Raw genomic sequence first — 12,187 nt, forward strand, 5'->3', positions numbered from 1 at the left:
GCGTAGACCCTAGGTGTTTGATCCCGAGCTTTAATGGTGCGATATTTTCTTCCGACTGGAAGGATGCGTTATGGGACAAGTTCTGCACGGCCGCGCCACGACGACAGAGGCAATCCGTCGAGCAATACAAAATAGTCAAGAGAGCCTGAGGGCGCTGGCCAGGCGCTACGGGATCGATCAGAAGACGGTTCGAAAGTGGAAGAACCGAACCTCGACCGCCGATCTTCCGACAGGCCCCAAGGACCCGAAGTCGACGGTGTTGTCTGTGGAGGAAGAGGCGGCCATCGTCGCCTTTCGCAAGCACACGCTGCTGCCACTGGATGATTGTCTCTATGCCCTTCAGCCGACGATCCCGCATCTGACACGCTCGTCCTTGCATCGTTGCCTTCAACGCCATGGTATTTCGCGATTGCCGCAGGTGGATGGTGACAAGCCGGCCAAGAAAAAGTTTCAGGCCTATCCGATCGGCTATTTCCATATCGATATCGCCGATGTGCAGACCGCCGAGGGCAAGCTGCGTCTCTTCGTTGCCGTCGACCGGACGTCCAAGTTCGCCTATGCGCAGCTACACGCGACGGCGGACAAGATGACGATGGTCCAGTTCCTGCGAGATCTGATCGCGGCCGTGCCCTATGCCATCCACACCATTTTGACCGACAACGGCATCCAGTTCACCAACCGAAGCTGCGACCGCCATGCCCCCCGGCATATCTTCGATGATGTCTGCGCCGACCATGGCATCGAGCACCGGCTCACCAAGATCAACCATCCCTGGACCAACGGCCAGGTCGAGCGGATGAACCGAACCATCAAGGACGCGACCGTCAAGTGCTTCCACTATGACGATCACGATCAGCTGCGCCGACACCTCGCCGACTTCATCTCAGCCTACAATTTCGCACGCAGGCTCAAGACCCTCAAAGGCCTCACGCCTTATGAGTTCATCTGCAAAATCTGGAAAAAAGAGCCCGAACGGTTCAGACTCGACCCGGTCCATCAAATGCCGGGACTAAACACCTAGGATCCATGCCGCGACCTCAAGGCGTCACGGCGCTGCAGAGTTTTGTTCCGCTGCGTTCCGTAGCGATGTAGCCGCATGGATCCTCGGGTCAAGCCCGAGGATGACGAAGGCGCGGTTCAGCGCACCGCCTTCTCGCCACCTGCCACCGTTATGACGCCGACGATGATCAGCCCCGTCAGTAGCAGCCGCACGCCGGCACTCACGCCGAACGTGTTGAGCATTGTGAGCAGCAGCACCAGGAACAGTGCGGCGCCCCAGACCCCGGGCACGTTGGCCTTGCCACCCGCCACCGACGTGCCGCCGATGACGACGACGGCGATCGAGGCGAGCAGGTACTCATTGCCGATATCGACATTGGCGCCGCGGAAATAGGCGGCGAGCAGCGCGCCATCGATGCCGCCGAGCGCGCCCGACAGAGTGTAGGTGAGGAAGCGGATGCGGCCGACATTGATGCCGGCCAGCCAGGCGGCGCGGATATTCTGCCCGATCGCCAGCACGGAGCGACCATAGATCATGCGCTGCAAAGCTATGCCGGCGCCGATGGTGAACAGCACGGTCAGCATTGCCAGCACCGGAATGCCAAGAATTTGCCAATTGGTGAAATCGGCGAAGCCTGGCGGCGGCTTGATCTGCAGCCCGCGCCCATAGCTGATGTCGACCGACTGGATGATGAAGCTGGCCGACAGCGTGGCGATGATCGGCGGGATGCGCAACGCCCAGATCAACAGGTAGTTCACTGCGCCGATTGCGGCACCGCAAGCCAGCGCGGCAATCAGCCCGACCACGATCATGGAATCGCTGCCGCCCATCACCTTCATGGCGACGGCACTGGCGAGGCCGATATTGGCCGGCAGGGACAGGTCGACATTGCCCGGCCCGAGCGTGATGACGAACATCTGGCCAATGCCGACGATGACCGTGAACACGGCAAGCGACAGGGCAGCCGTGACCATGCCGCCGGCGCCATAGCCGCCGGTGAAGGCGATCGTCGCCAGCCACACCAGCAGCGCGCCGAGAAAGGACCAGATCCAGGGCTTGGCGGCCAGCGACTTCACCAATGTCATCGCTCACCTCTCCCTGCGGCTGATCAGCACCCGCGCCGCCAGCACGATGATGAGGATGGCGCCGTTTGCGGCCACTTGCCAGTCGGGTGGGATGTGCATGAAGGTGAGCAGCGGAGATGCGGCCAACGCCAGCGTCAGCGCACCGATCACGGCACCGATCGGCGAGACCCGGCCGCCGACGAATTCACCGCCGCCGAGGATGACGCCGGCGATCGAAAGCAGCGTGTAGCCATTGCCGATATTGGCGTCGGCCGACGTGGTGATGCCGATCAGCGCCATGCCGGACAGCACACCGAACGCGCCGGCGAGCGCAAACAGCACGACCTTGGTCTTGAGCAGCGACCAGCCGGCGCGCCGAAGGGCTGCCGCATTGCCGCCGGAGCCGCGCAGGATCACACCGTAGGAGGTACGCATCAGGCCGAAATGGACGATGAGCCCGATCAGCAGCGCGGCGATGATCGGGAAAGGAACGAAGGGCGGTTTGAACGACAGGATCGCCAGCAGCCAATCCGGCGCCTTTCCGCCTGGTTTGGGCAGCACGAGGATCGCCAGCCCCTGCCAGACGAAGCTCATGCCAAGCGTCACCACGATCGATGGCAGGTTGCGCAGATGGATCAGCGCGCCGAGCAGCGCATAGATGCCGATCGACCCGAGCAGGATGGCGACACCTATCAGCGGCGCGTCCTTCAGCCATGTCGCGGTGACGCAGCCGACGAACCCGACGAAGGTGCCGATCGACAGGTCGAGTTCGTTGCCGGCGATGACGAACATCTGCGCTATCGTTGCCAGCGCGATCGGGATCGCCAGGTTCAGCATCAGGCTGAAGCCGAAATAGCTGATCGCACGCGGGTTGAGCCAGGCGATGGCGAGCAGCACAAGCACCAGCGACAGCGCTGGCAGAAACCCGCGCAGCAGTCGGGCACGTGCCGCGCTCCCGCGCGCCGCGGACGCCTTGAGATGGGATTCGACAGTCGCTGCCGTCATCTCAGGCCGCGTCGCCGAAGGAGGACTGGATGATCTTCTCTTCGGTGAGCTCGTCGCGTGTGAGATTGGCGACGATGCGGCCGTTCTTGAAAACATAGATGTGGTCGCAATTGTCCAGCTCTTCGGTTTCCGTTGTGTACCAGAGGAAGGTGCGGCCGCGCCGGGCTTCCTCGCGCACCAGATCGTAGACTTCGAGCTTGGTGCCGATGTCGACGCCGCGCATCGGATCGTCCATCAGCACGATCCCGGCATCGGAGCCCAGCGCGCGCGCGAACAGCGCCTTCTGCTGGTTGCCGCCCGAAAGCGAAAAGATGTTGTTGTTCATGTCTGGCGTACGGATGCCGATCTTCTTCTGCCACGACGCCGCGAGCTCGGCCTCGCGTCGCGGCGAGATCAGCAGCCCGTTGCGCAGGCGGGCCAGCGAGCGGATGCCGATGTTCTGCGCGATCGACCATTGCGGGAAGATGCCGTCCGACTGGCGATCGCCGGCGACCAGCGCCACTGGTGCCGTTACCTCGACGCCGGCCCTGGCGTGTGATGCGGCATTGAAGATCGCCAGCAGCAGGTCGGTCTGGCCGTGGCCGGCCAGCCCGGCAAGGCCGATGATCTCGCCGGCGCGGGCGACGAGGTCAACGCCGTCCTTCTGCACGGCGGGACGCGCCCGAACCCGCAGCGGACCGGCCCCTGGCTTGGCCACTATTTCGGCCGCCATCTTCTGGCGGGCTTCCGCCCCGCCCATGACCGCCACCAGCCGGTCGCGGTCGAAGGCACCCGCGGCTTCCGACGCCACCACCTTGCCGTCGCGCATCACCACGATGCGGTCGGCATTTCTCAATACCTCGCCCAGCACGTGCGAGATGAGAATACAGCTTTTGCCGCTGGCGACGAAGCGGCGCACGAAGGCCAGAAGTTGGCCGGCGGTATGGGCGTCGAGAGACGACGTCGGCTCGTCGAGGATGACGAGGTCGAGCCGGTCCTGCGTGACCGTGAAGGCGCGCGCCACCTCGACCATCTGGCGCCGGCCGATCGAAAGATCGCCGACAATGTCGGACGCGGAGATGCCGTGGCCGGGAAATATCTCGTCGAGCTTGCCGGCGATCAGCTCGGCCGCCCTGCCGCGCCAGCCGAAGCCGGTGAGGGAGGCGTGGTTGATGCGCGTGTTTTCGGCGACGTCGAGATTGGGGCACAGCGACAGTTCCTGGAACACGCAGCGTATGCCGAGCTGCTGTGCCCTCGACACCGAGCAGTTCTCCTCGATGCCGCCATGCACCGCGATCCTGCCGCTGTCGGGCGTCGAGGTGCCGGCCATCATGTGCATCAAGGTCGACTTGCCGGCGCCGTTGTGGCCGACAAGGCCGACGCATTCGCCGGGCCCGACGTGGAAATCCACCCCGCCCAGCGCGCGAACGGCGCCGAAATATTTTTCGGCACCGTCAAGTCTTACAATGTCGATATTGGCGGCGCCGAAACGTTTTTCGGCGCCGTTCAGTCTGATGATGTCAGCGTTGCCTTCAGCCATGATCAACGATACCCGCTAGGCGATATGGACGGCAACGCTGCCGCGAATTTTACTTGATGTTGGCCTTGATCGCCGCGATGGCATCTTCCTGGCTGTATTCGTGGGTGGCGACGCCGCCCTCCTTGATCTTCGGCAGGGCTGCCTCGAAGTCGTCCTGGGTGAAGGCCAGATACGGCACCAGAAGGTCATGCGGAATGTCCTTGCGGCCGTCGAGCACCTGTTGTGCCACCCAGAAGGCGAGCGACGACACGCCGGGCGCGATGGATGCCGACCAGGTTTTGTAGCCGTCCTTGTCCTTCTGCTCCTTCCACCACTTCAGCTCATCCTGCCTGTTGCCCATGATGATGGTCGGGCGCGGCTTGCCGGCTGCGGCGAAGGCCTGTGCGGCGCCATAGCCGTCGCCGCCCTGGTCGACGATGCCGACGACGTCGGGCAGCGACGGCAGGACGGTCGCCACCGCCTTCTGGGCGGTGGTCTGGTCCCAGTCGCCGGTGACCGAACCGACAATTTTGAATTCGGGATGGGCGGCGACACCTTCGAGGATGCCGGCGTGGATGGCATCGTCGATCGAAGTGCCGGCAAGGCCACGGATTTCAAGCAGGTTGCCGCCCTTCGGCTGGAACTTGGCCATGTGCTCGACTTCCTGCTTGCCCATGTCCTTGAAGTCGACGACGACGCGGTAGGCGCAGGGTTCGGTGACGATGCCATCGAAGGAGACGACCACGATGCCGGCATCGCAGGCCTGCTTGATGGCACCGTTGAGCGCGTCCGGCGAGGCGGCGTTGATGACGATGGCGTCATAGCCTTGCAGGATCAGGTTCTGCACCTGCGCCGCCTGCGTCGGCACCTCCTTGTCGGCGGTGGTGAAGACATCGGCGGCGGCGACGACCTTGTCGTCCACCGCTTTCTTGGTGACGATGCCATAGCTGTCGAGCATCGCCTGCCGCCACGAATTGCCGGCATAGTTGTTGGAGAATGCGATTTTCTTGCCGCTGGTATCGGCCAAAGCCGTACCGGCTGCCAGCACCGCTGCCAGGGTGCCCAAGACGAACAGTTTCTTCATGTCATGCTCCTCCCAAGAGTTGTTTGTCGTGGCTGATTTCGATGACGTCGTGCCTGCGTACCTGTTTTTTATCTATTGTCAGACAAATGTAGTTGGGCGCGCTTGTCAACTGCGATCGGTAGCTGTCTGGCGATCAACTTGCGGTGCGGCGGTTGAAAAGGCTTCGGCGGATGGCTAGTCCTGCGTGCATGAGGGTGAAACCATGACGCCGACCGTCCCCCCGGGCGCACCGGGAATCCCGGCGCGCTGGACGTCCAGCGCCAAGAGCGGTGTCGGGTCGGCGCTTTCCCGGGACAGCCAAGTCTGGTTCACCATCAGCCATGGCATCCTGAACGAGATCTACTATCCGCGCCTCGACAGCGCCTGCACGCGCGACCTTGGCCTGATCGTCACCGGACCCGACGGTTACTTCTGTGAAGAAAAGCGCGACGCCACGCATGCCATCGAACCGTTCGAGGCCGGCGTTCCCGCCTACAGGCTGGTCAACACGGCCAACGATGGCGCCTGCCGGATCGAGAAACGCATCCTTGCCGATCCGGCCCGCCCGACCTTGCTGCAGGAGATCACCTTCATCCCGCTCAAGGGCGCTGTCGCCGACTACCGGGTCTACGTCCTCCTGGCGCCGCATCTGGTCAATGCCGGCATGGGCAACACCGCCTGGGTCGGCGACCACAAGGGAAAGCCCGTGCTGTTCGCCTCGGGACGCGGCACCTGCCTGGCGCTGGCCTCGTCGCTGTCGTGGCGAGACTGTTCGGCCGGTTATGTCGGCTTCTCCGACGGCTGGCAGCAGCTTCACAACACCGGCGCACTCGATCCGGCTTGCCAGCGGGCCGAGGACGGCAATGTCGCGCTGACCGGCGAGATCGGCTTTACCGCTGCCTGGACAAAAGCCGTGCTGGCATTGGGATTTGGCGCAACACCCGAAGAGGCCGCCGAAAATGCCTTCGCCAGCTCGAAGCGGGGCTTTGAGCCCGCGGCGAAATCCTGCGTCGAGATGTGGCGTAAATGGCAATCGGGCTTGTTGCCACTGGACCGGCATGGCGAGGTCAACCGCTATCGCGTCTCCACAGCTGTCCTGGCAACGCACCGCTCGATCGCCATTCCGGGTGCGGCGGTCGCCAGCCTGTCCATCCCCTGGGGCTTCAACAAGGGCGATGACGATCTTGGCGGCTACCATCTGGTCTGGCCGCGCGATCTGGTCGAAACGGCGGGCGGCTTCCTCGCCGCCGGCGACGCCGCTTCGGCGTTGCAGATCCTCGGCTATCTCCGCTCCATCCAGCAGCCCGACGGCCACTGGCCGCAAAATGCCTGGCTCGACGGGTCGGCCTATTGGCCCGGCATCCAGATGGATGAATGCGCCTTTCCGCTGCTGCTCGCCGACGCCTTGCATCGCGCCGGCCATTTGCCGCGCGCCAGGCTGAAAACCTTCCTGCCGATGATCGAAAGCGCCGCCGCTTACGTCGTGCGCAACGGACCGGTCACCGGCGAGGATCGCTGGGAAGAGGACGCCGGCTACAGCCCGTTCACGCTGGCGGTCGAGATCGCCGCCCTGCTTGCCGGCGCCGACCTGCTCGACGCCTGCGGCGAAAAGGCGGCCGCCGCCTATCTGCGCGAGACGGCCGATGGCTGGAACGACCAGGTCGAGCGCTGGACCTATGTCACCGCCACGGCGATCTGCAAGGCGGTCGGCGTCGAAGGCTACTACGTCCGCATCGCACCGCCCGACAGCGCCGATGCCGGTTCGCCGAAGGACGGCTATGTGCCGATCAAGAACCGGCCGCCGGGCGACACCGACAGGCCCGCCCAGGAAATCGTCAGCCCGGACGCGCTGGCGCTGGTGCGCTTTGGCCTGAGGGCCGCCGACGATCCCCGCATCGTCGAGACGGTCAAGGTCATCGACGCGCGATTGCGCTGCGGGCTGCCGCAAGGGGCGCTCTGGTACCGCTATACCGGCGACGGCTATGGCGAGCACGAAGATGGCGCGCCCTTCGACGGCACCGGACAGGGGCGCCCCTGGCCGCTTTTGGCCGGCGAACGCGCCCATTACGAGCTGGCGGCAGGGCGTAAGGACAAAGCGGCCGAGCTGCTGGCGGCAATGGAACGATCGGCCGGGCCAGGCGGCCTGTTGCCGGAGCAGGTCTGGGACGGCACCGACCTGCCCGAGCGCGAATTGCTGCGTGGTGGCCCCTCGGGCAGCGCCATGCCCCTGGTCTGGGCGCATTCCGAGCACATCAAGCTTCTGCGCTCGCTACGCGACGGGGCGGTCTTCGACATGCCGCCGCAAGGCGTGAAGCGCTACATCGAGGACAAGACCGTATCGCCGTTCCGGACCTGGCGCTTCAACAACAAGATCCGCACGCTGCCCGCCGGCAAGACGCTGCGCGTCGAATTGCTGGCAGCCGCGACCGTCCGCTGGAGCACCGACAATTGGGCAACCGCCCGCGACAGCCAGACAGCGGAAAATGCTTTCGGCATCCACCTTGTCGATCTGCCCACGGCAAGCCTACCCGACGGCAGCACGCTGATCTTCACTTTTTTCTGGCCCGGGACCGGCGATTGGGAGAATGTCGATTTCTCCGTCATGTCAGGCGCTCAGGGCAGCCAATAGACCCTTCCTCGATAAATCCAGCAAATCCTCCAAGAAACAGGGACGAAGACCATGCAGATCGGAATGATGGGACTGGGCCGGATGGGCGCCAACATGGTCCGGCGCCTGATGCGCGACGGCCATGAATGCATCGTCTACGACATCAACCCGGCCAGCGTCGCCGCCCTGGTGGCCGACGGCGCCTTGGGAGCGGCATCCCTGACGGAATTCGTCGGCAAACTCGCCAAGCCGCGCTGTGTGTGGCTGATGCTGCCGGCAGCGATCACCGGCAAGATCATCGATCAGGTCGCGGCCCTGATGGAGCCCGGAGACATCGTCATCGACGGCGGCAATTCCTACTATCACGACGCCGTCGACCAGGCCGCGAAACTCGCCCCCAAGGGTATCCATCTCGTCGATGTCGGCACCAGCGGCGGCGTCTGGGGCCTGGATCGCGGCTACTGCCTGATGATCGGCGGTCCCGACGTGGCGGTGCAGCACCTCGATTCGGTCTTTGCCACGCTGGCCCCGGGCGCCGATGCCGGTTCCAATCCGCCCAAGGATGCCGGCACCGCGCCCTTCGGCTACCTGCATTGCGGGCCGAGCGGGGCCGGCCACTTCGTCAAGATGGTGCACAACGGCATCGAATATGGCGTCATGGCCGCCTATGCCGAAGGCATGAACATCCTGAAATCGGCCAACGCCGGCAAAAGGCAACGCACTGCGGACGCCGAGACCAGCCCGCTGGAAAACCCGCAATACTACCAGTTCGACATCGACCTTCCCCAGGTGGCCGAGGTCTGGCGGCATGGCAGCGTCATCGGCTCCTGGCTGCTCGACCTCACCGCCGGCGCGCTGAAGAGCGACCCGGCGCTGGCGCAGTTCGGCGGCCGGGTTTCGGATTCCGGCGAAGGCCGCTGGACACTGAAGGCGGCGATCGACACCGGCGTGCCGGCGCCAGTTCTGTCCTCGGCCCTGTTCGACCGCTTCTCCTCGCAGGGCGAATCCGAATTTGCCGACAAGCTGTTGTCGGCCATGCGCTACGCGTTCGGCGGCCACGTCGAGAAGCCGAAGGCAGGCAAGTGACGCCAAAGCGGGAGACGCACGCATGAGCCAGGAACGATCCGATACGCTGGTGCTCTTCGGGGCGACCGGCGACCTCGCCCACAAGAAGATATTTCCAGCCCTTTACCAGATGGTCGCCAAGGGTACGCTCACCGAGCCGGTGATCGGCGTTGCCTTCGACGCCTGGGACTTGAAGCAGTTGCAGGACCGCGCCCGCGACGGCATCGTCAACACGCTGGGCAAGGTCGACGAGAGGGTGTTCGCCAAGCTGGCGTCGCTGCTGCGCTATGTCAGCGGCGATTATCGCGATCCGGCGACGTTCGAGAAGCTGAAGACGGCGCTCGGCAGCGCCCAGCGGCCGCTGCACTACATGGCCGTTCCGCCGACGATGTTCGAGACTGTCGTGCAAGGGCTTGAACAATCCGGCACCGCGCATGGCGCCCGACTGATGGTGGAAAAGCCGTTCGGCCACGATCTGCAGTCGGCGCGCTGGCTGAACCGGGTGCTCCACCTTGTGTTTGACGAACAGTCGATCTTCCGCATCGACCACTATCTCGGCAAGGAAGCGATCCAGAACCTGCTCTATTTTCGCTTCGCCAATTCCCTGCTCGAGCCGATCTGGAACCGAAATTTCGTCGAGAGCGTGCAGATCACCATGGCCGAGGATTTCGGCATCGAGGGGCGGGGCCGCTTCTATGACGATGTCGGTGCCATCCGCGACGTGATCGAGAACCATCTGCTCAACATCCTGCTGCTGTTGGCCATGGAGCCGCCGGTCGGCCGCTCCGCCGACGACCTCATCGATGAGAAAGTGCAGGTGCTGCGGGCAATCCGGACCTTGACCAGGGACGATGTCGTGCGCGGCCAGTTCAAGGGTTATCTTGCCGAGCCCGGCGTCAAGCCGAACTCGCCGGTCGAAACCTTCGCGGCGGTGCGCTTCTTCGTCGACACCTGGCGCTGGCAGGACGTGCCGTTCTTCATCCGCGCCGGCAAGAATATGCCGGTGCATGTCACCGAGGTGGTGGTGCGGCTGAAGCGGCCGCCGCTCGACGTTTTCGATCCGATCAAGCCCGCCGACCAGAATTACGTGCGCTTCCGCATCGACCCGCAGGTGATGATCGCCATCGGCGCCCAGCGCAAGGCTTCCGGCGACGACATGATCGGCGAGCAGGTCGAGTTGACGGCGCTGGACGACAGCAAGGGCGACATGCCTCCCTACGAACGGCTGATCGGCGACGCCATGAACGGCAACGGCCAGCTCTTCACCCGCCAGGACGCGGCCGAGCTTGCCTGGCGCATCGTCGGTCCGGTGCTGGGCGACACCACGCCGCCGCATCTTTACGAGCCGAAGACCTGGGGGCCGGCGGACGCCATGGCCGGCTTCGGGCCGCCCAATGGCTGGATCGACCCGGTGGCGTGAGTGGAGCGGACATGGATGGCCAAGGCGGTGAAGCAACCAGCATCGGGCACGGATAAGGTCGCGCTGGCGATCGACATTGGCGGCTCGCACGTCAAGATCCTGACCAGCGCCGGTGGTGCGGAGCGCCGGGCCGATTCCGGCCCGGGCCTGACGCCACAGCAGATGATCGAAACGGTGAGAAAGCTGGCCGAGGGCCTGTCCTATGACGTGGTATCGATGGGCTATCCCGGTCCGGTCCGTCACGACAAGCCGACGCGTGATCCCATGAATCTCGGCAAGGGCTGGGCCGGCTTCGACTTCGCCGCGCAGTTCGGCAAGCCGGTCAAGGTGGTCAACGACGCGCTGATGCAGGCCATCGGCAGTTATGAGGGCGGCCGGATGCTGTTTCTCGGTCTCGGGACGGGCCTCGGTGCGGCGATGATCCTCGACAACGTCGCCCAGCCGATGGAACTCGCTCATCTTCCCTACAGGAAAGGCGGCAGTTTCGAGGACTATGTCGGCGAGCGCGGCCTGCAAAAGCGCGGCAAGAAGAAGTGGCGCGGCTACGTCTTCGACATCGTCGACCGGCTCCGCGTAGCCATGCAGCCCGACTATATCGTCATCGGTGGCGGCAATGTCGACAAGCTCGACCAACTGCCCGCCAACAGCAGGCGCGGCGACAACACACGGGCCTTCGAAGGCGGCTTTCGTCTATGGCGAGACAAGGCCTTGATCGTCTGATATTATTACAGTTTAGTATAGTCGTTCAAAATAACGTGTGATGCCGCGCTAAATCATTGCCTTGGGCAGATTTGCCGACTAGGAATTCCGCCGCACTGCCGGCGTGCTCCCACGGATACACCAAAGACGATTCGGCATTTTTGATTTTGTGCCTCGTCCTTTCGAAACCGATCCCGATTTTCGAGGCCGCGCGCCATAGACGGAGGAAAGATTGAACGACGATAGCAACGACGCTCGCAAGGACATCGACCTTCTCGAGCTCACCGCCCATATCGTGTCCGCTTACGTCGAGAAGAATCGCCTGCCCGCCTCCGGCCTGGCCGACCTCATCGCCAGCGTCGCCACCTCGATCGGCGGGCTCGGCAAGCCGGCCGTTCCAGTGGCCGCGCCGCTGGTTCCAGCGGTCAATCCCAAGAAGTCGGTGACGCCGGATTTCATCATCTGCCTTGAAGACGGCAAGAAGTTCAAATCGTTGAAGCGTCATCTGGGCGTGCATTTCGGCCTGACGCCGGATGCCTATCGCGCCAAATGGGGCCTGCCGGCGGACTATCCGATGGTCGCTCCCAATTACGCGGCCTCGCGCTCGCAATTGGCGAAGTCGATCGGCCTCGGTCGCAAGGCAGCCGCGCCGGCACCCGCCAAGGCCAAAGGCCGGAAGGCCAAGGTTTCGGCCTGAGCATTTGGTCCTGAGCCAATATTAAAACGGTTGGAACAGAAGCCTGCCGGCGAAACCGCCTTGGCAGG

At 64.0% G+C, this 12,187-nt stretch carries 10 protein-coding genes; 6 read left to right on the forward strand and 4 right to left on the reverse strand.

The genetic code is table 11. The features are described 5' to 3' along the window. Positions 1–70: 70 nt before the first annotated feature. The gene (locus tag FJW03_RS22980) at positions 71–1,021 is read left to right on the forward strand and encodes an IS481 family transposase (protein WP_140613602.1); all 951 of its coding nucleotides are present in this window, start codon (positions 71–73) and stop codon (positions 1,019–1,021) included. A gap of 116 nt (positions 1,022–1,137) precedes the next feature. Here FJW03_RS22980 and FJW03_RS22985 read toward each other — a convergent pair whose 3' ends face one another. From FJW03_RS22985 to FJW03_RS23000, 4 genes are read right to left on the reverse strand one after another with little or no spacing between them, the layout of a single operon-like run. Beyond that, entirely contained in the window at positions 1,138–2,085 is a 948-nt protein-coding gene (locus tag FJW03_RS22985; RefSeq protein WP_140766798.1) for an ABC transporter permease, read from the reverse strand. Between the two features lie 3 nt (positions 2,086–2,088). Next, positions 2,089–3,069 carry an ABC transporter permease gene (locus tag FJW03_RS22990; protein ID WP_140766799.1) on the reverse strand — a complete coding sequence of 327 codons (981 nt, stop codon included), beginning with the start codon at positions 3,067–3,069 and terminating at the stop codon, positions 2,089–2,091. Between the two features lies 1 nt (position 3,070). Beyond that, positions 3,071–4,588, reverse strand: a complete 1,518-nt coding sequence (locus FJW03_RS22995) for a sugar ABC transporter ATP-binding protein (protein ID WP_181173345.1) — start codon at positions 4,586–4,588, stop codon at positions 3,071–3,073. A gap of 49 nt (positions 4,589–4,637) precedes the next feature. After that, positions 4,638–5,651 carry an ABC transporter substrate-binding protein gene (locus tag FJW03_RS23000; protein ID WP_140766800.1) on the reverse strand — a complete coding sequence of 338 codons (1,014 nt, stop codon included), beginning with the start codon at positions 5,649–5,651 and terminating at the stop codon, positions 4,638–4,640. A gap of 202 nt (positions 5,652–5,853) precedes the next feature. Here FJW03_RS23000 and FJW03_RS23005 point away from each other — a divergent pair, with 202 nt between their 5' ends. From FJW03_RS23005 to FJW03_RS23025, 5 genes are all read left to right on the forward strand, one after another. Continuing rightward, positions 5,854–8,259 carry a glucan 1,4-alpha-glucosidase gene (locus tag FJW03_RS23005; protein WP_140766801.1) on the forward strand — a complete coding sequence of 802 codons (2,406 nt, stop codon included), beginning with the start codon at positions 5,854–5,856 and terminating at the stop codon, positions 8,257–8,259. 51 nt (positions 8,260–8,310) lie between these two features. Then, positions 8,311–9,324, forward strand: a complete 1,014-nt coding sequence (gnd, locus tag FJW03_RS23010) for a phosphogluconate dehydrogenase (NAD(+)-dependent, decarboxylating) (RefSeq protein ID WP_140697215.1) — start codon at positions 8,311–8,313, stop codon at positions 9,322–9,324. Positions 9,325–9,346: 22 nt separating this feature from the next. Next, positions 9,347–10,723 carry a glucose-6-phosphate dehydrogenase gene (gene zwf / locus FJW03_RS23015; RefSeq protein WP_140612515.1) on the forward strand — a complete coding sequence of 459 codons (1,377 nt, stop codon included), beginning with the start codon at positions 9,347–9,349 and terminating at the stop codon, positions 10,721–10,723. 15 nt (positions 10,724–10,738) lie between these two features. Further along, on the forward strand, positions 10,739–11,443 hold the full coding sequence (locus FJW03_RS23020; protein ID WP_140766802.1) for an ROK family protein: 705 nt from the start codon (positions 10,739–10,741) through the stop codon (positions 11,441–11,443). Positions 11,444–11,654: 211 nt separating this feature from the next. Beyond that, positions 11,655–12,119, forward strand: coding sequence for a MucR family transcriptional regulator (locus tag FJW03_RS23025; protein WP_140697220.1), 465 nt, complete (start codon positions 11,655–11,657; stop codon positions 12,117–12,119). Positions 12,120–12,187: the final 68 nt, after the last annotated feature.

The sequence above is a fragment of the Mesorhizobium sp. B4-1-4 genome (assembly GCF_006439395.2).
In the GTDB taxonomy this organism is placed as follows: Bacteria; Pseudomonadota; Alphaproteobacteria; order Rhizobiales; family Rhizobiaceae; genus Mesorhizobium.